This window comes from Actinotalea soli (assembly GCF_017565425.1).
Classification (GTDB): Bacteria; Actinomycetota; Actinomycetes; order Actinomycetales; family Cellulomonadaceae; genus Actinotalea; species Actinotalea soli.
In genome coordinates this window covers 58,299-81,471 of the sequence record NZ_JAGEMK010000012.1, presented here as the reverse complement: position 1 = coordinate 81,471, position 23,173 = coordinate 58,299, and the positions used below count along the sequence as shown (strand labels likewise).

Genomic DNA, 23,173 nt, shown 5'->3' with positions numbered 1-23,173 from the left:
GAAGGGGAAACGCCCGGCTCCATTCCGAACCCGGAAGCTAAGCCCTTCTGCGCCGATGGTACTGCACGGGAGACTGTGTGGGAGAGTAGGTCGCCGCCGAACACCTTTTCAGAAAGGGCCACCCCGATGGGGTGGCCCTTTCTGCGTTCACCGTGCGCGAGGTCGACGTCCTGGACCGTCGAAGGCGCAATCCCAGGTGCTCGGGCTCACGCCGAGGGGCGACGCCCCCGTCGGGCGGTGATAGTCATCCCGAGTCCACTCGCAGCCACCACCAGGAACGTCACGAGCAGGAACCAGCGGTCGACTGCACCTCCTTCCGAGGCGAGGGCAACCACCTGCGTGATCGCCCCAGTCGACCCGCACATGAGGACGACGGTTCCGGGCCAGGGGCTCGTTGCGCCGTCCCGCCCGTCCGTTGACCGCTCCTCCATGGCCCGTGACGCTACCTGCGTTGACGTGCTTCCGTGCGCCGGTTCTGTCGCGGACGGCTGAGCTCGCACGGAGCGTGCTCGGGTGCTGGCGTCCCTGGCCGTGGTGTCACGGGCGTCGGCGGGCGGCCCGGAGCATCTCCCACGGCAACGTGCGCTCAGGGGCCCTGAGCAGCCAGAGTCCGACGACGTACGCTCCGCACACCACGAGTCCGACGACTGCCCCGACAACGAGGGCCGGGGCGCTGGGGAGTGCGTCGCGTGACGCCGTCCCGACGAGCCAGGTCAGAACCGCAAGCACAGCGGCGCGCGCCATCAGCGCTCCGACCGGCGGCATCGCGGCATGGTGGCGGTGGAGAAGCCAGGCATTCACGAGGCCAGCGACGATCAGCGAGACCGAGGTTGCCAGCGCTATCCCAGGCGCCCCCATCACGGGTGCGAGAACCACGTCCCCCACGACGTTCACGGCGACAGCGACCAGTGAGACCACGACCGGGGAGCGTCGGTCCCCGATCGCGTAGGAGGCGCGCACCACGACCTGCCGGATCCCCAGAGCGAGGAGACCGGGGGCGAACCACACGACCACGCCGGCCGTCGAGGCGACGGCAGGGGCATCGAACGCCCCGTGCCCGAAGGCGACGGTCACCGCGGGGTGGGCGGCGACGGCCAGCGCCACGGAGAGGGGCGTGAGGACGGTGACGGTGACCGACATCCCCCTCCCGACGAGCCTGCGCAGCTCGGGCTTGTTCGTGGCGGCCGCACCCAGCGCCGGGTACAGGGGCACCAGCAGTGCGGTGATGATCAGGGCCTCGGGGAGGTGGACCAGGCGCCACCCGTAGGAGATCGCCGTGATGCTGCCCTCGGCGAGGGTCGAGGCGACCGCGCGGTCGACCAGCGTGTTGATGTTCACCACGGCCGTGCCCACGAGCATCGCCGGCACGAGCCGTGCGACCTCCTGGAAGGCCGGGTCGCGCAGCGCCATGCTCGGCCGGACACGTCCGAGGTGGCGCAGGGGCGGGAGCTGCAGCAGCAGGCGCGCTCCTGACCCGAGGACGAAGCCCACCGCCAGGGCCAGCACCCCGTGGCGCGGACCGAACAGCCCCGCGGCGGTGATCATCACCAGGTTGAACGGCACGCCCTCGAGGGCCGACCACGTGAACCGCCCGTGGGCCTGGGCGAGGGCCGCGAGCATGTTGGTGCCAGCGATGAGAACCGTCGCGACCAGCACGACCCTGGTCAAGGAGGCGGTGAGCTCGGCCTGCTCAGGGCCGAACCCCGGGGCGAGCAGTGACGTCACCGGCGCAGCCAGGATCCCCATGAGCACGGCGCCGATCCCCAGGACGGCCATGGTCACCGTGAGCGCGACGTCGAACCCGCGATGCCCCCGGCACCGGCCCCCCGCGGCGTCCTCGATGGCTGCCTCCCTGGCGGTCACAGGGATCACCGACCGAGCCATGGCGCCGGCGACCAGGGCAAGCACGAGGTTCATCAGCCCTTGGGCGACGAGGTAGGCATCGAGGGAGGGGCCCGCGCCGAACACGGCAGCGATCACCACGTCGCGACCGAAGCCGAGGATTGTCGAGAAGGCCGTCAGGCCGGTGACGAGGACCGCGGCCCTGGCGATGCTCCAGCGGCCGGGACGATCAGCCACGCCGTGATCGGGGAACGGCGGGCGTGCTGCCCTCACGACTCACGCTGCCCCCTCCGCCCTCGCTGACGCGCAGGTCACGCTACCAACCAGGCAGCCTCACGCCCCTCGCACCACCGCAGCACCGGCGCGGAGCAGCGCCTGGGTGACGCGACCCGGCTGGACGTCGTCCCCCGTGGCCATCGCGCCGTCGCGGAGCATGACGAGCTGGACGGAGACCAGTCCAGCGTCACGGACGCCCATCTCGGTGAGCAGGTCTGTCGCGTACGAGCGCAACCACGCCCGGTGCTCCTCGGCGGCGATGCGCACAGGATGGGTGGGGTCGGGGTGCGCGGCGATCGCGTTGAGGAAAGGGCAGCCGCGGAACTCCGGACCGCAGGCCTGCGTCCCCACCGTGCGGGCGTATCTCTCGAGGACCCTGGCCGGGTCACGGGGGTGCTGGGACCGCCAGTGCTGCAGGGCACGTCGCTCGGCGTCGGAGACGTCGTGGAGGTAGGCGACGACGAGGTCGTCCTTGGTCGGGTAGTGCCGGTAGAAGGTCGCCTTCGTGACCCGGGCTGCCTCGATCACCGCGTCCGCGCTGATGGCTCGCACCCCCTGCCCGTAGAACATCGGGGCGGCGACGTCGAGGATGCGACGGGCCGCCTCGGCCTGCCCTCCGTCGCGGGTCGGGCGGCCCACCACCCGCGGGGAGGTCAGGGACCCGAGGTCGGTCACGATCATCGCGAACCGCCACCTGCGGCAGCTCGTCGGGCGCGCCAGGTGCGCCAGGCGCCTGTCGACCAGAGGGCCCAGAGCACCAGGACGGGCTGGAAGGGCAGCCGGAGCGCGCGGGCCTGATCGGTGTCGAGCCCGAAGCCGTCGGTTCCCGTCACGTACTGGGAGATGTTGCCCGGGAAGATCGCCACGAAGAAGGCGGCCACCACCCACCCGACCAGCCAGCGATGCTTGCGCGGAGCAAGGGCGAGGGCGGCCGCGAGGGCGATCTCGACCACCCCGGAGGCAAGGACGACGACGTCCGGGTCGAGCGGCACCCACGGCGGCACCTGGGCCTGGAACTCTTCCCGGCTCACGGTCAGGTGCCCGATCCCTGCCGTGGCGAGGGCCGCTGCCAGCGCGAACCGCCCCACGGTGCGCGGGACCGAGCTCGGCGCGGGAGCGACGGGCGTCGCGCGACCTGAGGTGGTCGGCGTCGTCGCGGGGTTCTGGGGCGCGGCCATGAGGACTCCAGCGGTAGACGGACTAGTTCGTCTACCGTACGCGGCGACTAGCTCGTAGGCGTTCTCCGAGGAGAGCAGCCCGGTGGCGTCAGGCGCAGTAGTCGCAGATGCCGGTGCCGGGGAGCGTCATCGAGCAGGTCGGGCAGACCTTGGGCGCGGGAGGCGCGGCGGCCGTCGACCGTGCCGGCGAGCGCGGCGTCCGGGGAGCGCGGGGGACTCGCTGCGGCGCTGGGCGCCGAGCCGTGGCCGGCTCGGTGACCTCGAAGCCACGCTTGCGCAGGATCGTCACCGCCGCGTCCATGCCACCGGTGAACTCGTCCGGTGGAGCGAGGCGGCCGGTCGCGAAACGGTGCGCGACCCCGAGGACCGCCCGCGAGTCGTAGCTCCGGCCCTCGTGCACCAGGGGGTAGTCCGGCGAGGGTGAGAAGCCGTACGCCTCGAGGAACTCCTCGCCGCCACGGGCGTCGTACTCGGCGAGGGCCTGGAGGACGTGCTGTCGGGATACCGAGGAGAACGTCGCCACGAGGACGAGCCTACGTGCCGTCCGCGTGCCCGGCGTCACGCGCAACCGCGGTACACCTCACTGCCCGTCAGCTCCGTTCGCCCTCGGTGAGGGAGGCCCACCACTCGGCATAGAGCGTCGTCCGTGCCATGCGACGAGTCAGGTCGGGGGCGTCGTCCTCCCACCAGACGGGGCCCCGCTCGCCGAGGGCGTGCTTGGCAGCATCGACCCGAGCCCGGGCCGCTTCGCGTGCCTCGGCGTCGTCGGCTCGCATCGCTGCTCCCTTGGCGCGACGGGCCGCCATGAGCTCGCTGGTCAGGCGCTCGCGTTCGTGCGGGTCGAGCGACGGGTCCGACCGGCGCCACAACCGCCCCCGGACGACCAGGTACCGTCCGTCCGGGGTGACGACAGGGGATCGCGGTGGAGTAGAGGCCGAGTCCCGCCGCGAGTCGCGGTCCGTCACCCGGCCGGCTCGTGCGCGCGAGAGCCTGGTGCGGAGCGTCTCGACCTCATCCGCCCATGATGCGTCACCGTCACCGTCACCGTCACCGTCACCGTCACCGTCACCGTCACCGTCACCGTCACCGTCACCGTCACCGTCACCGTCACCGTCAGCGCGGCCAGCGCGTTCGGGGGCCGGGAACCAGGTGTACCGCTCGCCGGGCTCGGGACGAGGTGCCCGCCGGCGCGGAACCTGAGGGGGCGGGGGCGACGAGTACACGAGGACCGCCGGCGAGGACGTGGTCAGTGGGTGTAGCTATCGCCCCCCCGGGGGGGGGGATCACTTCTTGACCGCGGCTCACGGCGGGCCTACTGTGCGCAGCGATAATCGTTCTCAATAGTCTGGAGGCAGGAGGTGATCGACGCCGTCGCCACGGAGTCGGGGGCTGTCGTGCCCACGCCTCGGTCTCGGGCACGGGTGCTCGGCCTGGTGCTGCTCGCGCTGGTCCTCCTCTCAGCCGTGCTCGCGACCAGCGCGGGGGCTGTCCGGATCGCTCCGAGCCAGGTGCTGGCGGTCGTGTGGAGCCATGTCGGCGGCCTGCGGTCGGGGGGGCCCGCACCGCACCCGATCCACGACCAGATCGTCTGGTCGGTGCGGGTGCCACGAGTGCTGCTGGCCCTCATCGCCGGTGCGGGACTCGCCGTGGCCGGGACCGTGCTGCAGGCTGTCGTCGGCAACCCGCTGGCGGACCCGTACGTGCTGGGTGTCTCCGCCGGCGCCTCCGCAGCGGCGGTCGCGGTCTTCACGCTGGGCGCCGTGGGAGGCCTCGGGGTCTCGGCAGCCGCCTTCGCCGGCGCGCTGGTCACCCTGGTGCTCGTGCTGCTCCTGGGGCAGCGCGACGGGCGCGTGGACCCGGTGCGCCTGCTGCTGGCAGGTGTCGCGCTCGGCTACCTCTTCCAGGCCGTCACCAGCTACCTGCAGCTGCGCCAGGGCGGTGCGCAGCTGCAGGCGGTGCTCTTCTGGCTGCTCGGGACGCTGTCCGGTGCCCAGTGGAGCTCGCTCGCTCTCCCCGCCCTGATCGTCATCGCCAGTACGGCGTGGCTCCTGCTGAAGGCCCGGGCTCTCAACGCCCTGGTCCTCGGGGACGAGGTCGCGGCGTCGTTGGGGCTGCGCGTCGGCGCCCTGCGCCTGCAGCTCCTGGTGGTGGCGGCTCTGCTGACCGCGGCGGTGATCGCCGTGGCGGGCGGCATCGGGTTCGTCGGCCTGATCGCCCCGCACGCGGTCCGCCTGGTCATCGGCACCGACCATCGGGCGCTCCTGCCCTTGGCTGCCCTGACCGGAGGTGTGTTCCTGATCCTGGCCGACCTGGTCGGCCGCACCGCGGCGCAACCTGTCGAGCTGCCGCTGACCGTGGTGACCGCGCTCGTGGGGGTGCCGTTCTTCCTGGTCCTGCTCCGCCGTCAGGGGCGGCCGCTGTGACCTCCCTGGAGGTGCGAGGCCTCAGCGTCGACATCGGCCGCCGCACCATCGTCGACGACGTCAGCTTTGCGTGCGCCCCGGGGACGGTGACCGGCATCGTCGGGCCCAACGGCAGCGGCAAGTCCACGGTGTGCCGGGTCGTGTACCGGGCTCTGCGCCCTGCCGCCGGCAGCGTCCTCGTCGGCGGGCGAGACGTCCATCGCGACCTGTCCGCCCGCCAGGCCGCCCAGCGCGTCTCAGCGATGGTGCAGGACGGGTTCCTCGCCGTGGACGCCAGGGTGCACGAGGCAGTGATGGTGGGACGCACACCGCACTTCGGGCCGCTGGGCCGCGCGTCGCACCACGACAACGACGTGGTCGCCGACGCCTTGGACCGGGTCGGCGCGGGGCACCTCCGAACCCGCCTCTTCACGGCGTTGTCCGGGGGCGAGAAGCAGCGCGTCCTGCTCGCCCGCGCGATGGCTCAGCAGGCAGACCTCCTCGTCCTGGACGAGCCCACCAACCACCTCGACATCGCGGGTCAGCTGGAGCTGCTGGACCTCGTGACCCACCTCCCGGTGACGGTGGTCACCGTCCTGCACGACCTCAACCTCGCCGCAGCAGCCTGCGACCACCTCCTCGTGATGGCCGGTGGTCGGCTGGTCGCTCAGGGGGCGCCTGCGGAGGTGCTGACCACCGACCTGCTGCGCGAGGTCTTCGAGGTGCACGCGCACTGCGGGACCAACCCGCTCACCGGCAGGGCGCAGCTCAGCTTCGCCCCGCGCTCTGCCTGTCCCACCAGCCCCTCGATAGCACTGGAGTCCCCATGACGGCCTGTCACCCGACCTCACGCCCGACCTCACGCCCGACGACGCGCCCCGCGACGCGACAGCTGGCCCGCTGGGCGACGCCTGCCGCGGCGGTGCTGCTGCTCTCCGCCTGCACCTCGACCGATACGACCACGCCGACCTCCTCGGAGGTGGACGGTGCCGAGGTGACCGCCGGGCAGGTCAGCGTGCAGAACTGCGGGCGTACCGTGACGCTCGACGAACCCGCCCAGCGCGTCGTGTCGGGGTGGACCACCTCGACCGAGGTGCTGCTCGCGGTCGACGAGGGGGACCGCCTGGTGGGGCAGTACAACTCCGCCAACGGGACGCCGTCGGAGGAGTACGCCGACGCCCTCGCCGAGATCCCGGTCCTGAGCGCCGCAGCCCTGACCCGGGAGCAGCTCGCCGCCGCCCAGCCGGACCTCATCTGGGCCGACGGTGAGTACCTCTTCGACGGCTCCCAGCTGCCGACCATCGACGAGCTGGCCTCCCAGGGCACCCAGGTGCTCGTGCTGTCGGGCTTCTGCGGCGACGACGCGACGGCGGCGACCGTCGAGGACGTCTTCACCGACCTGGACGCGATCGGCACGCTGCTCGGTGAGACCTCCGCGACCGAGGAGCTCGCCGACGAGCTGCGCGAGCGCCTGGATGCTGTCGAGACGCGGGTCGCGGACCAGCCCGAGACCCCGCTGGTCTTCATCGCCGACTACGACGGCGTCCTCTACACGTACGACGGCGTCTACACCGACATCGCCGAGAAGGCCGGCGGGCACAACCTCTACGCCGGCGAGCTGCCCCCGGGGCAGTACTACAGCGAGATCTCCCGCGAGGACGTCCTGAGCCGGGACCCGGGCACGATCGTCCTGCTGACCGGCCCGGGTGCCGACACCGAGGCCGCCGTGGCTGGGTTGTCCGAGCTGCTGCCGGGAGTCGCGGCCGTGAGCGAGGGGCGCGTGGTGACCATGCCGGAGAGCGACTCGACCAACCTGCGGGTCGTCGACGGCGTGGAGCGACTGAGCCAGGCCCTGCACCCGTGATCCCGGCCTGAGTGGCCCTTGTGAGCAGGTTCGGGCTCTTCGTCGTCAGCCGCGCGGTCTCCTGGGTCGGCAACGCGCTCACCATGGTCACCTTGCCGGTCCTGGTGTACCAGCGGACCGGAGACCCGCTGATCACGGGATTGCTGGCCGCGTTCGAAGGACTGCCCTACCTGGTGCTGGGTCTGCCCGCCGGCGCCCTGGTGGACCGGTGGGGTGCACGGCGCACGATGCTGACGACCACCGCCCTCAGCGCCGTGGCCATGGCGAGCATCCCCGTGGCTGACCGCCTCGGGGTGCTCAGCACCACCCAGCTGCTGCTCGTGGCCCTCGCCACCTCGAGCTGCTTCGTGTTCTTCGACGCGGGCAGCTTCGGTGCCGTCCCGGCCCTCGTGGGTCGGGGCGGCATCGGCCCGGCGATGGCGAAGCTTTCCGGCGTGAGCACCGTGATCGGGCTCGCGGGTCCTGCTGCCGCCGGCGTCCTGCTCGTGGTGCTCGCGCCGGTGACGCTGATCGCCGTGGACGCGGCGACGTACGTGCTGTCGCTGCTGCTGCTGCTGCCGGTGCGCTGGAACGAGGCGCGGTCGAGCTCGGGCCGGGGGCCGCTGGCCGACATCGCCGAGGGGCTGCGCTACCTCTGGCAGCAGGACGTGATCAGGGTCCTCACCCTGATCGGCACGGCCGGGAGCCTCGCCGGCGGTGCCGTCACCGGCCTGCTCATCGTCCTGGCGAGCCAGCGCTACGGCCTAGGTCCGGGCGAGGCGGCCCTGGGACTGCTCTACGCGGCCGGTCCGGCCGGTGCCCTGCTCGCCACGGTGGCGACGCCGCGACTGCAGCGCCGCCTGCGCATCGGGACCCTGAGCCTGGGAGCGTGGGCCGTGGCCTGCGTGGCGCTGCTGGCCCTCTCCCTGCCCTCCACGTGGTGGCTGGCGGCAGCGCTCCTGGTGTGCTGGCAGCTGGCGGCGACGGTGGCGATCCTGCACGCGATCATCGTCCGCCAGACGATCACGCCCATGCCGCTGCAGTCACGGGTGAACACCACCGCCCGCATGATCGCCTGGGGTGGTCAGCCTCTGGGGGCTGCTGCCGGGGGAGCTGTCGCGGCCACCGCCGGGCTGACCACGGCGCTGGTCCTCGCAGCCCTGTGCTGCGGCGTCGCCGTCGTCGGCGGCGCGACCGCCGGCCTGCGCCGGGCGCCCCGCCTCGACGCACTGCACACAGACGACGACGGCAGCCCGCCCGCTGCCTGAGCTGGCCCGCTCACGGCCGCGGAGGACGAAGGGCTGACAGCTCAGGTCGTCCACCTGCCAGAACGAGCGGTGAGCAGGCTACGACAGCTTCTCGAAGACCATCGTCGCCTGGATCCGGTCCCCGCCGCCGAGGCCCTTGCTGCCCGACGCTGCCGTGGTGATGGTGTGCAACCGGTACCCGAGAGCGGCCTGCGCGTTGATCACCTTCTCCAGCTCGGTCAGGTTCCCCGAACCCGTTCCCCAGAGCTTTTCCTTGAGGATCACCTGCAGGACGACGTAGCTCGCACCCTGCGGAGCCGGACGTGGCTGACCGCCGGACACCGCGTCGGCCTCGATCCTGGCGATCTGCCCACCCAGACCACTCGGGGTCTCGGCCGGCGGTTGGACGGCGTCAGTCCAGCTCTGACCGTCGAACCAACGCGTCGTGCCGGTCCCGTCGTCGTACCAGCCTGCTGGCGTGCCAGCCATGACAACCTCGATCCAGTCGGAACCCAGCCAGACGATGCCGGGTCGAGCCTGGCACATCCGTCGGCCGCCTCGATACGACGAAGGGCCCACCGCCCACATCGCTGCAGGTCGCGGGCGTGCAGTCCTAGAGGTAGAACCCTTGCGTCGCGGGCCGTCCGGCTGGCGAGTCGTCGACGTCGCGCAGTGCGCCCTTGAGCGCCACGAATCGCTCGCCCTGCCCGAGTGGGCCGGTGAGCCAAGGGAGACCCGACGCAGGGCACATGCGGAGACGGCTGTCAGGAACGGCCACGGGTACCGGTGGTCCGGCGATGGTCAGATGGCGCTCGGCGTAGCGTCGCGCGTCGGCGCCCCATGTGCTGATGCTGTCCCAGCAGGCGCACACGGTTGCGAGCTGATCGGCGCGTGCGGCGGCTTCCGCTCGAGCCCTCGCCACTCTTCGTCGCCCGACCGCGCCGCGCACCTGGCGCAGCACGAGCACGCCACCAGCGCCCCCTGCAGCGGTGAGGACCAGCCACAGGACCATCGAGCCGCCGGTGGTGGCCCACAACGGCCACGCTCCGTCCGAAGTGGCGCCTGACAGCACGCCCGCGATCGTCACCATGGTTGCAACGGCCCCGAGGACGCCGGCCACGCCTAGCCACCCTGAGATGCCTGAGGTCCCCCCTCGGGCCTCCACCGGGTCGTATCGCATCGAGCGAAGACCCCGCCAGACGCGCGTCTCCGGCATCGTGAACCCGGGCAGCGAGCTCAGTCGCGTCACCAGGCCGAGGACCGCGGCCAGCACCAGAGTGGTGCCCCGGATCTCGGCGCCGAGCGTCTGCGGCGACGCTGCTCCCCGCACGACAACGTAGGCAACTGCGACGCTGGTTGCCAGGCCGACGCCAGCGAGCCTGACAAGCAGGGCTCGGCTCGGCTCGGGGCGCGAGCGACGCAGGGCCGTTTCCATCGCCGCATCTCGCGGCAGCATGCCTGTCGCGACCCTGAGCAGGAGCCGGGCGCCGGCGCGATCCCCACGCTCGTTCAGAGCGCCCGCAGTACGCATCACGGCGTTGCGCGTCGCGGCGTCGTCGACGGCAGCTCCGCGCAAGGTTCCGTACGCTCCCACGACGACGTCGATGATCGATTCGGGCGAGCCTTCACGCTTGCGGCGAAGGATGTTCGCGAGGGCGGCGCGCTGCGCCAGGCGTGGAGATGAAGTACCGCCGAGCTCTGCGACGTCCGCCCACGCCGCGTCGGCCACGGGGAGGTCCCCTCGATGATCTGCCACGGCCGCTACCACTCGAGTCAGCCGTAGTCGCCACTCCGGAGAGAGGACGTCGCTCAGCTTCGCGGTCAGCCATGCCCACGCGCCGTCATCGCCGGTCGCTGCGTAGGTGGAACCCAGCACCACCTGAGGCCAGTCCACTGGGCCGCTGGGCTGCGGAGGTCTGACACCGTCGGCCTCGAGCAGCGGGCGCGCCTCGGCAGGGCGTCCCACGAGGACGAGCGCTTCCGCGAGGGATGTGCGCCTGGAGGCCTCGTGCTCGGTACCTGCTACCGGCGCGCGCACGATGCGGCCGGCGAGTTCGAGCTCGTCGGCCGCAAGGGCAGCGTGGTACCAGCTGAGCTGGGAGCCCACCGGATCCAGCTCTGACCGGATCGTCCAGCCCGCTGACGCTGCCGCCTCGGTGCTGGGCCAATTCGTCGCAGGCTGGTCACTCACCTCAGGTTCATCGGCGGCGCGCGCGTGACCTTGAGCCCGCGCACTCCGCGACGAGCAAGCGCGCAGGCGTCCGCGGTGAGGCTCTGTGCACCCGGTGGAGTCGGTCGCACGGGCGGCCCGAAGTGCCTCGGCATCGCGCAGCTGGTGGGCGTCGAGCCGAACACCACGATCGAGGAGGCGCTCTCCCACCACCACTCCGCCAGCGGCCCGGAGCGATCACGACGAAGGCCCGCAACCCACATCGCTGCAGGTCGCGGGCCCTTCGGCTGCGGAGGATGGGGGATTCGAACCCCCGAGGGCGTTAACCCAACACGCTTTCCAAGCGTGCGCCATAGGCCACTAGGCGAATCCTCCTGGCCCACCGAGGGTACCGGAGGAGCGCCCGGGAGCCGAACCGGGCCGCAGCGGGCCTTCCCGGGTCACGGCAGACGGCTCGCCTCCGGTCGAGGGCGACCTGGGCCGCGTGGTGTGATCGACCGATGAGCACCACCCGCTCCGGCCCGCGCCACCGCTGGGTCCCGATCCTCCTCGGCACCCTCGTCGCGATCGCGTCCCTCGCGGCGATCTGGTGGGCCGAGGGCTTCGACGTCGTGTGCCCGGCCGTCTATCCCGGGGACCCGAGCTGCACCGAGGAGTACCGCCGCACCACCGCCGTGGTGAGCTCGGCCGTCGTCCTCGGGTTCTGGGGGGTGGTCGTGGCCACGTCCTGGTGGGTGCGGCGGGCGCGGTTCGCCCTGGTGGGGCTGGCCCTCGTGGCACTGCTCCTGGCAGGCCTGCTCGGCTACACCGTCACGCTCAGCTCGACAGGCTTCGCTCACCCCGCCTGATTTCGTCGGGCCGCCACGTCTGGCACGGGGGCAGGCAGCGCGCGGGAGCATCTCGCGCACCAGCCCACGGTGAGCCACCGGAGCTCGCCCACCGGGATGTCGGTGCGTGGGACGAACCCGAGCACCTCGGTGTACGAGGCCCGGGCCTTGGCTTGGTCGTCCACGTAGACGTTGGAGAGCTGGATGCGGGGCACGAGGTCCTCGTCCCGGGAGGGGCCACCGATGCAGGACGGCGGCCAGAGGGAGGTGTCGAGGTGGTGCTGCGTGCAGCGCCCGGAGCGGCGCCGGCGCACGAGCCCGGCGAGCCTCGCCGGCGTGACCCCGGTCACGTGCTGAGACGAGAACGGGCGTCTCGCGTCCCATGATGCGAGACATGTGTCCATCCCGCTTGGTGGACGCGTCGGGCCGGGGCACGATGGCGCCATGACCCGCCACAGCATGCTCGCCCTGCACATCGACGCGGCCTCCGCCCGCGCGATGATGTGCATGCGAATGCTGCAGCGGGACGCCGCGACCGCCTGAGCCCCGACTGACCGCCCGGACACCGGGCCCAGCTCCACCGCTCCGACCGTCGGCCCCCGGCACCTCAGCTGCCGGAACCCCGCCTGCCCCACCGCGCCCGCGGCGTCGTGCCCTGCCCTCTGAGCAGCGACCGGCAGCCCGTGGTGCTGCGTGCCGCTGAGCACGCCTCCCCCTGAACCCCCGCCGGGACACCGCCGGCACCACCGAAGGAATCCATCATGAGCCGCACCACCCGCCGCCCCGCCCTGCGCACCTCGGCCATCCTCGCCGCCGCGACCCTGACCCTGGGCCTCGCAGCCTGCTCCCCTGAGAGCGGGGACGCCGAGACGGGCGCCGAGGACGCCTCCGCCGCCGACGAGCCCGTGACCATCGGCGTCGTCGGGGCCTCCTCCGACGAGTGGAGGCTCTTCGAGCAGAAGGCCGCCGACGAGGGCCTCGAGGTCGAGATCATCGACTTCACCGAGTACTCCCAGCCCAACCCGGCCCTCAGCCAGGAGCAGCTCGACCTCAACCAGTTCCAGCACATCCTCTACCTCGCCCAGTACAACGTGGAGGCCGGGGAGGACCTCGTCCCGATCGCGGCGACCGCCGTCTACCCGCTGGGCCTGTACTCGTCCGAGTTCACCTCGGTCGACGACATCCCCGAGGGCGGCGAGATCGCGGTCCCCAACGACCCGACCAACCTCTCGCGTGCCCTGCTGGTGCTGCAGGACGCCGGTCTGATCGCCCTGCGCGACGGCGGCACGGCCTTCTCGACCGAGGCCGACGTGCTCGCCGACGAGTCCCGCGTGACCGTGACGCCGGTCGACGCCCAGCAGACGGCCCTGGCCCTGGACTCGGTCTCCGCGTCGATCATCAACAACGACTTCCTCGAGGACGCCGGGATCGACGCCGCCGACGCCCTCTACCAGGACGACGCCAGCTCGGACGCCGCCCGCCCGTACATCAACGTCTGGGCGGCCCGGGCCGACAACGCCGACGACCCGCGCTTCGCCGCGCTGATCGAGCTGTACAAGGACCCCGAGGTCCAGGACGCCCTCGTGGCCGGTTCGGGCGGCACGGCAGTCATCGCGGACCAGTCCGCCGAGGAGCTCCAGGGCTACCTCGCCGAGGTCCAGGCCGACTCCCAGGGCTGAGTCCTCGGCGCGGGGACCTGGCCGGCCTCGACCGGCCGGCCGGGTCCCCGCGCACCGCACGTCGTCGGGGCAGCACGCCGCAGGGGGTCGTACTGCCCCGACGACACCCCCAACCCCAACCTCGGAACGAGGCCCCCGTGAGCACGACCGCTCCACCGATGGTCAGCTTCCGCCACGCGGTCAAGACCTTCCCTGCGAAGTCCGGCGAGGTCCGCGCCGTCGACGACGTGACCCTGGACATCCGCACCGGTGAGATCTTCGGCGTCATCGGCTACTCCGGTGCCGGGAAGTCGACCCTGGTGCGCCTCATCAACGCCCTCGAGCCCGCGACAGCCGGCGAGGTGATCGTCGACGGTCAGGACGTCACCGCCCTGCCCGAGCGCGAGCTGCGTCGGGTCCGCGCCGGGATCGGGATGATCTTCCAGCAGTTCAACCTGCTCTCCTCGCGCACCGTGGCCGGCAACGTGGGCTACGCGCTCGCGGTCGCCGGCTGGCCCCGCGAGGAGCGCAAGGACCGGATCGCCGAGCTGCTGGACTTCGTCGGGCTCGCCGACAAGGCACGTCAGTACCCTTCCCAGCTCTCCGGCGGGCAGAAGCAGCGAGTGGGGATCGCCCGGGCGCTGGCGACCAACCCCAAGATCCTGCTCGCGGACGAGGCGACGTCGGCCCTGGACCCGGAGACCACCCAGGACGTGCTGGACCTGCTGCGCCGGGTCAACAGCGAGCTCGGCGTGACCGTCGTCGTCATCACCCACGAGATGGACGTCGTGAAGTACGCCTGCGACCGCGTGGCCGTCATGGAGGGGGGCAAGGTCGTCGAGCACGGCGACGTGTACTCGGTCTTCGCCCGTCCCGAGCACCGGGCCACGCGACGGTTCGTCGGGACCGCCCTGCGGGACCGGCCCAGCCCCGCGGCCCTCGAGCGGCTGCGGCACCGCCACCCCGGTCGCATCGTGACCGTCGCGGTGCGTGAGGACGGCGCCTCCTCGACCGACCTGACCCGGGCCCTGCGCGAGCACCCGGTCGACGGCACCATCATCTACGGCGGCATCGTCGAGATCGCCGAGCGTCCCTACGGGTCCCTGACCCTTGAGCTCGCCGGTGAGGACGCCGCCATCGCGGGCTTCATCACCGACCTGTCGAGCACCACGTCGGTCCTCGACCTCGGGACCGCCGAGCACCCGCTCGCCGACCCTGACGCCGTCGGGCCCCGCGCGACGACCGCCTCCCCCGAGGGCGACGAGGGGCCGTCCTCCCCGACCCTGCCGCAGGCCGTCGACACCGACCGTCTGGCCGACGCCGACAGTCCCACGTGGAATCCCTTCACCCACCTGAGGAGGTGGCGTCGATGAACAACGAGACCGACTGGGACTACCTGGTCCCGCTGCTGCAGAAGGCCTTCGGCGAGACCCTCTGGATGGTCTCGATCTCGCTGCTCATCGCGGGCGTCGCGGGCCTGGCCCTCGGGCTGGCCGTGTACGTGACGCGGCGGGGGAACTTCCTGGAGAACCGCATCGTCTTCACGGTGCTCAACCTGCTCATCAACACGATCCGACCGATCCCGTTCATCATCTTCGTCTTCGCCGTCGGGCCGCTGACCATGGCCCTGGTCGGGCGGACCATCGGGATCGAGGCGGCCATCCCGCCGATGGCGATCATGGCTGCGGTGGCCTTCGCGCGGCTCGTCGAGCAGAACCTCGTGGCCCTGGACCCCGGAGTGGTCGAGGCGGCCCGGGCCATGGGCGCCTCGCGCTGGCGGATCGTGTGGTCGGTGCTCATCCCCGAAGCCCTCGGGCCGCTGATCCTGGCCTTCACCTTCCTGACCATCGCGGTGATCGACATGTCGGCCGTGGTGGGCATGATCGGTGCCGGGGGTCTGGGCGACTTCGCCATCCGGCACGGCTACCAGCGCTTCAACTGGGAGGTCGTGTGGGCCACCGTCGCGATCATCATCGTGCTGGTGCAGCTCGTGCAGGTGCTCGGCAACGCCCTGGCCCGCAAGGCGCTGCGGCGCTGAGCCCGAGCCCGGCGCCCCGGGTCGATCCGGGGCGCCGGGCTGCGTTAGGCTTGTCGTCGACCCCTCGTGCGGCGTCATCTCGCTGAACTCCCCCAGGGCCGGAAGGCAGCAAGGGCAGGCGGGCTCTGACGGGTGTGCGGGGGGTCCTTGCATGCCCGGTGGACGACCGTGGACGGACCCCGGGCCGTGTACGACCGTGGACGGACCCCGGACCAGCCCTCGGGTGCAGCCGGCCGCCGCGAGGACCCGCCCGTCGTGCGACGCGGGCACCCCCTCCCTCGCGGGAGGTTGGACGCCATGGACCACGCTCCGATCACGCCGACCACGACACCACGCTCGACGACGCCGCCGCCCGTCTCGGCGCCCCCCGCCACGGCAGGCCCGGCGATGACCGCCCGCGGACTGGCCAAGCGCTTCGGCACGACGACGGCCCTCGCGGGGGTCGACGTCGACCTCGACGGTGGGCGCTCCCTCGCGGTCATGGGCCCTTCGGGCTCGGGCAAGTCCACCCTGCTGCACTGCCTGGCCGGGATCCTCGTGCCCGACGCCGGGACGGTGACGCTGCGGGGGCGTGAGGTGGGCACCCTCGGGGAGCGGGAGAGGTCCTTGCTGCGACGACGGCACTACGGGTTCGTCTTCCAGTTCGGCCAGCTCCTCTCCGAGCTGCCCGCGATCGAGAACATCGCCCTGCCCTCGATGCTCCTGGGTGCGAACCGCAGGCAGGCGACCGAGCTGGCCGCACAGTGGATGCACTCCTTGGGACTGGCGGGCATGGAGCAGCGCCGCCCCGGCGAGCTCTCGGGCGGGCAGGCCCAGCGCGTCGCCGTGGCACGTGCCCTGATCACCGGTCCCGCGGTCGTCTTCGCCGACGAGCCGACCGGGGCCCTCGACCAGGCCACCGGTGCCGAGGTGATGCGCGTGCTGACCGAGACCACCCGAGCAGCCGGGGCCGCCCTCGTCGTCGTGACCCACGACGCGACCGTGGCCGGCTGGTGCGACGAGAGCATCGAGATGCGCGACGGAACCGTCGTGGACCGTGGGGTGCTCCGATGAGGGCCGTGCTGGCCCTCGCCCCCGGCCTGCACCGCGCCGGGGGGAAGGACACCCAGCTCACCACGGCCCTGGGAGTCGCGGCCTTCGCGGTCACCACGGCCCTGACCCTGTCGGTGGTGGGTGGGCTGCTGGGCTTCGTCGGCCGCGAGGCCCAGCCGCAGACGGCCTTCCAGGCGGAGTGGTCCGACATCTACGTGGTCCTCGCGTGGACCGCGGTCGTCCTGCTCGGGGTCCCGCTGCTGACCCTCGGGGGAGCGGCGGCCCGGCTCGGCCTCGCCCGTCGGGACGCCCGGCTGGCGACGCTGCGCCTGCTGGGGGTCACCCCGCGGGAGGTGGTGGGCCTCACCCTGGTCGAGACCTCGGGCCAGGGCCTGGTCGGCGCGGCCCTCGGGGTCCTCCTCTACGGCCTGCTGCTGCCGCTGTGGGCCCTGGTGCCGTTCCAGGGCAGCAGCTTCGCGGTGGGGGAGCTGTGGGTGGGCGGGACGGTCGTCCTGATCGTCCTGCTGGCGGTGCCCTTGCTCGCTGCTGTCTCCGGGGCGGTGTCGTTGCGTCGCGTGGTCGTCTCCCCCCTCGGGGTGGCACGCCGCCAGAGGCCCAAGGGCATGAGCGTGATCCGGCTGGTCGTCGCCCTCGTGGGCATCGGCACCTTCATCGTGATCAGCACGGCCCTCGGTTCCCTCGGCGCCGCAGCGTTCGTGTTCCTCGTCGGGAGCCTCGGGCTCGCCTTCGCCACCCTCAACGTGGTGGGGCCGTGGGTGCTCGGGCTCCTGGCGCGGATCCAGCTGCGCCGCGCCTCGACCCCGGCCCGGCTGCTCGCCGCCCGGCGCCTGCTCGACGACCCCCGGGCCGCGTGGCGCGTCGTCGGGGGCCTCGGGCTCGCGGGGTTCGTCGCGGGAGCTCTCGCCATCGTGCCGTCCCTGGCCGCGGCCAGCACCGACGACGCCGACCAACAGCTGCTCCTCACCGACCTGAGCACCGGCGCCCTGCTGACCCTGGTCATCGCCTTCGTCCTCGCCGCCGTCTCGGCCGGGGTGGCGCAGGCGGCCTCGGTCCTCGACCGACGTCGCGAGTACGGCCTGCAGCACCTTGCGGGCGTGCCGGCCGAGCTGCTCGACGAGGTGCGACGTCGTGAGGTCCTCGGTCCTCTGCTGTTCGTGGTCGTCGGGTCGACGGCGACCTCGGTGCTCATGTTCGCGCCGTGGCTCGGGCTCACCGGGGTGAGCAGCCCGGGCGGCATGGTGATGCTCGCCGTCTGCCTGACCGGCGGGGTTCTCCTGGTGCTCGGCGCCGTCGAGAGCACCCGGCCCCTGCTGCGATCGGTCCTGCGCGACCCGGTGGTCAGGGCGGACTAGGTGGGGTCTGCCCGGACCGGGTGGGGTGGTCCCGGCGGACCAGGTGAGGGCGTCCGACCGGAGGGCGCCCTTGCCCGATAGGCTGCCCGCGAGCACGCACGGGCATGCACGAGGGGGCATCACGGTGGACCGCACAGCCCAGGTGGCGTCTCCGCTGCCCCCGGCCACGATGCTGCTCGTCTCCCTCCTGGCCTGGTTCGTGGCGCTCCTGCTCCTCGGGGTCGCCATCGCCGCCGGGCTCGCGGCGGGCCCCTCCGAGCAGCCGACGTTCCTCGTCGTCGCCGGGGTCTCGGGGGTCTCCGCCGTCCTCGTGGCGGTCGTCGCCGCGGTCCTGCCCCGCCCCGATGCCACGCGTCGGGTCGAGCTCGCCGGTCGCAGCGCACTGGTCGTCGCCATGGTCGGCGCCGCCGTCGCCGTCGTCGTGGCAGCGGGATCCGATGGTTCTGGGCGGTTCTCGATCGCCGCGGTCGCGGGGGCCGTCGGGATCGCCACCGTGGTGGTGGTCGTCGGCGCGCGGACCGTCGCGCGACGCGGCGTCGCAACCCGCTAGCCCCGCGACCCGCTAGCCCCGCGACCTGCTAGCCCCGCGTGACGGGCATGCACACCTCGGTCACCCAGCGGCTCGGGTCGTGGTCCTCCTGGGGGCTGACCACGTACACGTTGAACATCGGCCCGGCGAAGGTGTAGCCGTTCTCGGGGACCCACCGGCCCAGGGCCTCCATGACCTCGGAGATCCCGTCGTACGAGCCGCGGAGCACCCCGACGGCGACCTCCTGCTCGGGCACCTCGACGCAGGCGACCTCCCCGTCCGAGGCGAACGGTCCGACGACGTCGAGCTGGACCTCGACGTCGGGCCCCGCCTCGACGTGGTCGGGGTCGTGGAAGACGGCGACCGAGCGGGGGTCCTCGGCAGGGACGGCCCCCGCGGCCGGCAGGCCGACCATGAGGCGCTGCCACAGCAGCCCTTCGTCGGCGTAGGTGGGGATGGTGTCCCGCAGGCTCGCGACGGTGCGGGCAGGGACGGTGCGGTGCGTGATCTCGATGGACATCAGCGGTTCCTCCAACGCGGTGATGAGGTGATCGACCCCGCGGATCCGGTCGGCGACCGTCCCGGCCTCGGTCTCCAGGCGGAGCCGGTGCTCGGCCAGCACCTCCCGCATCGCGTCGGCGTCGTCGAGCAGCGGGACGCACCGGGCCAGCTCGGCGACCCCGAGGCCGACGTCCCGCAGCTCGCGGACCCGTGCCGCGGTGCGCAGCTGGGCGCTGGAGTACAGGCGGTAGCCCGAGTCGGGGTCGACGCGCGTGGGGCGCAGCACGCCGTGCTCGTCGTAGTGCCGGAGCATGCGGACGCTGATCATCGACAGCCGGGAGAGGTCGCCGATCCTCAGCAGGTGCTCGTCGGACGGGGTCATGCCCATAGGTCACACCCTGACACCGTGTGAGGCTCAAGGGGGGCGGTTCCGAGGGGGATCGTGGCCCGCGGTGCCGGGGCTGTGGACGGGGCGGCCCGCGTGCGCACCGGGAGGCGCTCGCGGGTGCCGCGGTGTCCCCCTCCCCGCGTAGGGTTCTGGCGTGAGCACCGCCCTGTACCGCCGCTACCGGCCCGAGACCTTCACCGAGGTGATCGGGCAGGAGCACGTCACCGACCCGCTCATGCAGGCCCTGCGCAGCGACAAGGTGACTCACGCCTACCTGTTCTCCGGCCCGCGAGGCTGCGGCAAGACGACGTCGGCCCGGATCCTGGCGCGTTGCCTCAACTGCGCCGAGGGACCGACGGACACCCCGTGCGGGACGTGCCCCTCGTGCGTCGAGCTCGCCCGCGGCGGGGCGGGGTCGCTCGACGTCGTCGAGATCGACGCCGCGAGCCACGGTGGTGTCGACGACGCACGGGACCTGCGCGAGCGCGCGACCTTCGCCCCGGCCCGCGACCGCTTCAAGATCTTCATCCTCGACGAGGCCCACATGGTCACCTCGCAGGGGTTCAACGCGCTGCTGAAGATCGTCGAGGAGCCGCCCGAGCACGTGAAGTTCGTCTTCGCGACGACCGAGCCGGACAAGGTCATCGGGACCATCCGGTCACGGACCCACCACTACCCCTTCCGCCTCGTCGCCCCCGACACCCTGCTGCCCTACCTCGAGAAGGTCTGCACCACCGAGGGCGTCCCGGTCGGCGCCGGCGTGCTGCCCCTCGTGGTCCGCGCGGGTGGTGGTTCGGTGCGTGACTCGATGTCCGTGCTGGACCAGCTCGTCGCCGGGGCGACCGCCGAGGGGATCGACTACGAGCGGGCCGTCGCCCTGCTCGGGTATACCCACGCGGCCCTGCTCGACGACACGGTCGACGCGATCGCCGCGCGGGACGGCGCGAGCGCCTTCCGGGTGGTCGACCGCGTGGTCAGCTCCGGCCACGAGCCCCGGCGGTTCGTCGAGGACCTGCTCGAGCGGCTGCGCGACCTCATCGTCATCGCCGCCTCCGGGGAGGCGGCGCAGGCCGTGCTCAGGGACCTGCCCGCCGACCAGCTCGAACGCATGCGCGCCCAGGCGTCGGTGCTCGGGGCGGCCGAGCTCTCCCGGTCGGCCGACCTGGTCAACGAGGCCCTCACCGAGATGACGGGGGCGACCTCCCCGCGGCTGCACCTCGAGCTCCTCGTCGCCCGCCTCCTGCTCCCCGCCGCCGACGACGGCGCTCGCGGGCTCGGTGCCAGGATCGACCGCGTCGAGCGGGAGCTGAGCGGGGGAACGCGCCCTGCTGCCGCCCCGGCCGCCGCCCCCGCCCCGGCCCCCGCCGCCGGTGCGGCCCCGCCAGAGGTGCCGGCTGCTGCCCCGATCCCGGTCGCGACCGTGCGCCCCGCGCCCGGCGTCGTCGCCGCCGAGCAGGGGACGGCCGACCGCGAGCAGCCGAGCGCCCCGCACGGGTCGGTCCCGCGGGGGTCGGCAGCCCCGGAGGTCTCCCCGGACGGCGTCCCGACAGCCTCCGCCGCGTCGCCCACGCAGGTGGCGTCGGCGGCCGACCCCGGCGAGAGCTCCACGGCGCCCGAGCCCGAGGTCGCGGAGCCCGCGGCCGCCCAGCCCAGCGCCCCGGTCCCAGCGGCCCAGCCCAGCCCGACAGTCCAGCCCAGCCCGACACCCCAGCCCAGCCCGACACCCCAGCCCACCCCGGCCCAGCCCACCCCGGTACCCCCGACGGCCCAGCCCGCCGCGACGCCCGGCCTCGACGCCGAGACGGTGCGGCGCCGGTGGCCCGAGGTGCTGCAGACCCTGCGTGGGCTCCGCATGGCCACCTGGGTGCTGGTCAGCCAGAACGCCCACGTCGCCGGGGTCGCCGAGCAGACCCTGTCCCTGGCCTTCAGCACCCCGCAGCTGGCGACGACCTTCCGCACGGGCCCGCACCCCGAGAACGTCCAGCGTGCCCTGCACGAGACCCTCGGCCTCGACCTGCGGATCGAGACCGCACTCGCCGACGCTGCTCCGGCCGCCCCGCCGGCCGACCCCGCAGGCCAGCCCGGGGATGCCCCCGCGAGCGATGGTGGCGGACGGTCCCCGTCAGCGGCCTCGGGAGGGGGGACGGGGCGCATCTCGACCCGCGAGGCCGAGGCCTCCTGGGACGTCCCGGCGACCGCGAGCGCGCCGGACCGGCCCGCCGCGCCGCGCACCGCCCCCGAGCCCACCGGCGGGTCGTCCCGGTCGAGCTCGGGAGCGGCGGACTCGGCACCCGCGACGAGCTCTGCAGCTTCCCGCGAGACCTCGACCCCGGCCCCGACCGACGGCATCCCCGACGGGCCCGAACCGGACCCCGAGCCGGCCCCGGCCCCCAGGACGGCGCCGGGCCCCGGGAGCCGTCCCGCGCCCGCCGCCAGCCCGGTGCGCCAGCCCACCCGGCCCGCCTCGGAGGACGAGTACGACCCGGACGACCCGGACCTCGCCTCCTCGGGCCTCGTCGGCGCCCCCCTGGTCGCGCAGATGCTCGGCGGGACCGTCATCGACGAGATCCCCGACGACCCGTCCTGAGGAACTAGTCTGGTCGGGTGTACGAGGGTGCGGTCCAGGACCTGATCGACGAGCTCGGGCGGTTGCCCGGCGTCGGTCCCAAGAGCGCGCAACGGATCGCCTTCCACCTGCTCGCCGCGGACCCCGTGGACGTCCGTCGACTCGTCGACGCGCTGACCGAGGTCAAGGCCCGGGTCCAGTTCTGCACCGTCTGCGGCAACGTCTCCCAGGAGGAGCACTGCCGCGTGTGCCGGGACCCTCGTCGTTCGAACGAGGTGATCTGCGTGGTCGAGGAGCCCAAGGACGTCGTCGCGATCGAGCGGACCCGGGAGTTCCGTGGGAAGTACCACGTGCTCGGCGGGGCCATCAACCCGATCGACAACGTCGGGCCGGACGACCTGCGGATCTCCGAGCTCATGAGCCGTCTCGCCGACGGCACCGTCACCGAGGTCATCCTCGCGACGGACCCGAACGTCGAGGGTGAAGCCACCTCGACCTACCTCGCCCGACTCCTGGTCCCCATGGGCCTGCGGGTCACCCGGCTCGCCTCCGGGCTGCCGGTGGGCGGAGACCTGGAGTACGCCGATGAGGTCACGCTTGGGCGGGCCTTCGAAGGACGGAGGCAGATCAGTGCCTGACACCACCCCCACGGTCCCGACCCCCCAGCCCGGCAGCGACGACGCCACCCCGGTCGCCCCCGCAGGCCGCGCCCAGCCCGACGGTCCAGGGCGCGCCCAGGCCCCGGCCGACCTGCGCGAGGTGGCCGACACCATGGCCGCCGAGTCCCGGGCCTTCACCACCACGGTCACCGAGGTGGCCGCCGGGGCGAACCCCGAGGCCGCCATCCCGCTGCTGCTCCTGGCGATCTCCGACGTGCTCGCCGCCGGGGCCCGCCTGGGGGCGATGGTCGACGTCGTGCCCTCGGAGCGCTTCGAGCCCGACGTCGGCCCCGACGTCGACCTTGACCCGCTGCGTGCCGCCCTGGGCAACGTCTTCGAAGGCATCGACGACTACGCCGAGGTAGACGACCCGGTGCTCGGCCGTGAGGTCGTGACCTCCTCGGTCTCGAGCGACGTCGTCCTCGTGGTCGGCGCCCTCGCCCAGGGGCTGCGGCACCACGACTCGGGCGAGGTGCTCGAGGCGCTGTGGTGGTGGCAGTTCTCCTACCTGTCGAACTGGGGCGAGCGGGCCTCGTCAGCCCTGCGCGTGCTGCAGACGGTGCTCGCCCACCTGCGCCTCGACGTCGACGACGAGGTCGCGGCCGACGCCGAGTTCCAGGCCCTGCACCCCTGAGCCGGCCTGC

Annotated in this window: 23 protein-coding genes, 1 tRNA gene, 1 rRNA gene and 1 other RNA gene; 16 read left to right on the top strand and 10 right to left on the bottom strand. The window is 72.9% G+C overall.

What is annotated here, in order from left to right; genetic code table 11:
• Nucleotides 1-102, top strand: a 5S ribosomal RNA gene (rrf, locus tag J4G33_RS16550); the annotation flags it as partial.
• A gap of 435 nt (nt 103-537) precedes the next feature.
• On the opposite strand, the gene murJ is transcribed toward rrf, so the two are convergent.
• From murJ to J4G33_RS16525, 5 genes are all read right to left on the bottom strand, one after another.
• A complete protein-coding gene (gene murJ, locus J4G33_RS16545) occupies nt 538-2,079 on the bottom strand; it encodes a murein biosynthesis integral membrane protein MurJ (protein ID WP_208057104.1) in 1,542 nt (513 codons plus the stop codon).
• Nucleotides 2,080-2,175: 96 nt separating this feature from the next.
• Entirely contained in the window at nt 2,176-2,799 is a 624-nt protein-coding gene (locus tag J4G33_RS16540) for a TetR/AcrR family transcriptional regulator (protein ID WP_208057103.1), read from the bottom strand.
• Nucleotides 2,796-3,296, bottom strand: a complete 501-nt coding sequence (locus J4G33_RS16535) for a DoxX family protein (RefSeq protein WP_208057102.1) — start codon at nt 3,294-3,296, stop codon at nt 2,796-2,798. Before J4G33_RS16535 ends, J4G33_RS16540 begins: the two co-directional genes overlap by 4 nt.
• Nucleotides 3,297-3,384: 88 nt before the next feature.
• On the bottom strand, nt 3,385-3,819 hold the full coding sequence (locus tag J4G33_RS16530) for a ScoMcrA-related endonuclease (RefSeq protein WP_208057101.1): 435 nt from the start codon (nt 3,817-3,819) through the stop codon (nt 3,385-3,387).
• A gap of 67 nt (nt 3,820-3,886) precedes the next feature.
• Nucleotides 3,887-4,261, bottom strand: coding sequence for a hypothetical protein (locus J4G33_RS16525; RefSeq protein WP_208057100.1), 375 nt, complete (start codon nt 4,259-4,261; stop codon nt 3,887-3,889).
• Between the two features lie 393 nt (nt 4,262-4,654).
• On the opposite strand from J4G33_RS16525, the gene J4G33_RS16520 reads away from it, so the two are divergent.
• Genes J4G33_RS16520 through J4G33_RS16505 form a run of 4 tightly spaced genes read left to right on the top strand, consistent with a single transcriptional unit; the run spans nt 4,655 to nt 8,809 of the window.
• On the top strand, nt 4,655-5,719 hold the full coding sequence (locus J4G33_RS16520) for a FecCD family ABC transporter permease (RefSeq protein WP_307793973.1): 1,065 nt from the start codon (nt 4,655-4,657) through the stop codon (nt 5,717-5,719).
• Nucleotides 5,716-6,528, top strand: a complete 813-nt coding sequence (locus J4G33_RS16515) for an ABC transporter ATP-binding protein (protein WP_307793972.1) — start codon at nt 5,716-5,718, stop codon at nt 6,526-6,528. Before J4G33_RS16520 ends, J4G33_RS16515 begins: the two co-directional genes overlap by 4 nt.
• The gene (locus J4G33_RS16510; protein ID WP_208057099.1) at nt 6,525-7,562 is read left to right on the top strand and encodes an ABC transporter substrate-binding protein; all 1,038 of its coding nucleotides are present in this window, start codon (nt 6,525-6,527) and stop codon (nt 7,560-7,562) included. Before J4G33_RS16515 ends, J4G33_RS16510 begins: the two co-directional genes overlap by 4 nt.
• Before the next feature lie 20 nt (nt 7,563-7,582).
• Nucleotides 7,583-8,809 (top strand): MFS transporter, encoded by a 1,227-nt coding sequence (locus J4G33_RS16505; RefSeq protein ID WP_208057098.1) that lies wholly within the window; start codon nt 7,583-7,585, stop codon nt 8,807-8,809.
• Between the two features lie 78 nt (nt 8,810-8,887).
• On the opposite strand, the gene J4G33_RS16500 is transcribed toward J4G33_RS16505, so the two are convergent.
• The 3 genes from J4G33_RS16500 to J4G33_RS16490 all read right to left on the bottom strand — a co-directional run bounded on the left by J4G33_RS16500 (nt 8,888) and on the right by J4G33_RS16490 (nt 11,333).
• Nucleotides 8,888-9,277, bottom strand: a complete 390-nt coding sequence (locus J4G33_RS16500) for a DUF2510 domain-containing protein (protein ID WP_208057097.1) — start codon at nt 9,275-9,277, stop codon at nt 8,888-8,890.
• A gap of 124 nt (nt 9,278-9,401) precedes the next feature.
• Entirely contained in the window at nt 9,402-10,979 is a 1,578-nt protein-coding gene (locus tag J4G33_RS16495) for a hypothetical protein (protein WP_208057096.1), read from the bottom strand.
• A gap of 269 nt (nt 10,980-11,248) precedes the next feature.
• A tRNA-Ser gene (locus J4G33_RS16490) sits at nt 11,249-11,333 on the bottom strand.
• A gap of 125 nt (nt 11,334-11,458) precedes the next feature.
• Between J4G33_RS16490 and J4G33_RS16485 the strand changes: the two genes are divergently transcribed.
• Entirely contained in the window at nt 11,459-11,806 is a 348-nt protein-coding gene (locus J4G33_RS16485) for a hypothetical protein (RefSeq protein ID WP_208057095.1), read from the top strand.
• Here the strand turns inward: J4G33_RS16485 and J4G33_RS16480 are convergent.
• Nucleotides 11,794-12,135, bottom strand: a complete 342-nt coding sequence (locus J4G33_RS16480) for a VOC family protein (RefSeq protein WP_208057094.1) — start codon at nt 12,133-12,135, stop codon at nt 11,794-11,796. The genes J4G33_RS16485 and J4G33_RS16480 overlap by 13 nt on opposite strands.
• A 411-nt stretch (nt 12,136-12,546) precedes the next feature.
• Here J4G33_RS16480 and J4G33_RS16475 point away from each other — a divergent pair, with 411 nt between their 5' ends.
• The 7 genes from J4G33_RS16475 to J4G33_RS16445 all read left to right on the top strand — a co-directional run bounded on the left by J4G33_RS16475 (nt 12,547) and on the right by J4G33_RS16445 (nt 18,436).
• Nucleotides 12,547-13,464 (top strand): MetQ/NlpA family ABC transporter substrate-binding protein, encoded by a 918-nt coding sequence (locus J4G33_RS16475; RefSeq protein ID WP_208057093.1) that lies wholly within the window; start codon nt 12,547-12,549, stop codon nt 13,462-13,464.
• Between the two features lie 158 nt (nt 13,465-13,622).
• Nucleotides 13,623-14,816, top strand: a complete 1,194-nt coding sequence (locus J4G33_RS16470) for a methionine ABC transporter ATP-binding protein (protein WP_208057108.1) — start codon at nt 13,623-13,625, stop codon at nt 14,814-14,816.
• Nucleotides 14,813-15,481: a methionine ABC transporter permease gene (locus J4G33_RS16465; RefSeq protein ID WP_208057092.1), complete on the top strand. Its 669-nt coding sequence runs from the start codon at nt 14,813-14,815 to the stop codon at nt 15,479-15,481. The genes J4G33_RS16470 and J4G33_RS16465 overlap by 4 nt, the downstream gene beginning before the upstream one ends.
• Nucleotides 15,482-15,536: 55 nt before the next feature.
• An RNA gene (gene ffs, locus J4G33_RS16460) (signal recognition particle sRNA small type) lies at nt 15,537-15,633 on the top strand.
• Nucleotides 15,634-15,778: 145 nt separating this feature from the next.
• Nucleotides 15,779-16,534 carry an ABC transporter ATP-binding protein gene (locus J4G33_RS16455; protein WP_208057091.1) on the top strand — a complete coding sequence of 252 codons (756 nt, stop codon included), beginning with the start codon at nt 15,779-15,781 and terminating at the stop codon, nt 16,532-16,534.
• Nucleotides 16,531-17,886, top strand: coding sequence for an ABC transporter permease family protein (locus tag J4G33_RS16450; RefSeq protein ID WP_208057090.1), 1,356 nt, complete (start codon nt 16,531-16,533; stop codon nt 17,884-17,886). Before J4G33_RS16455 ends, J4G33_RS16450 begins: the two co-directional genes overlap by 4 nt.
• Before the next feature lie 124 nt (nt 17,887-18,010).
• Nucleotides 18,011-18,436: a hypothetical protein gene (locus tag J4G33_RS16445; RefSeq protein WP_208057089.1), complete on the top strand. Its 426-nt coding sequence runs from the start codon at nt 18,011-18,013 to the stop codon at nt 18,434-18,436.
• Between the two features lie 28 nt (nt 18,437-18,464).
• On the opposite strand, the gene J4G33_RS16440 is transcribed toward J4G33_RS16445, so the two are convergent.
• Entirely contained in the window at nt 18,465-19,304 is an 840-nt protein-coding gene (locus J4G33_RS16440; RefSeq protein WP_208057088.1) for a MerR family transcriptional regulator, read from the bottom strand.
• Nucleotides 19,305-19,458: 154 nt separating this feature from the next.
• Here J4G33_RS16440 and J4G33_RS16435 point away from each other — a divergent pair, with 154 nt between their 5' ends.
• The 3 genes from J4G33_RS16435 to J4G33_RS16425 are packed head-to-tail and all read left to right on the top strand — an operon-like array spanning nt 19,459 to nt 23,163.
• Nucleotides 19,459-21,891, top strand: coding sequence for a DNA polymerase III subunit gamma and tau (locus J4G33_RS16435; protein ID WP_208057087.1), 2,433 nt, complete (start codon nt 19,459-19,461; stop codon nt 21,889-21,891).
• A gap of 17 nt (nt 21,892-21,908) precedes the next feature.
• On the top strand, nt 21,909-22,508 hold the full coding sequence (recR, locus tag J4G33_RS16430; RefSeq protein WP_208057086.1) for a recombination mediator RecR: 600 nt from the start codon (nt 21,909-21,911) through the stop codon (nt 22,506-22,508).
• A complete protein-coding gene (locus tag J4G33_RS16425; protein ID WP_372435074.1) occupies nt 22,501-23,163 on the top strand; it encodes a DUF5063 domain-containing protein in 663 nt (220 codons plus the stop codon). The genes recR and J4G33_RS16425 overlap by 8 nt, the downstream gene beginning before the upstream one ends.
• Nucleotides 23,164-23,173 lie beyond the last annotated feature (10 nt).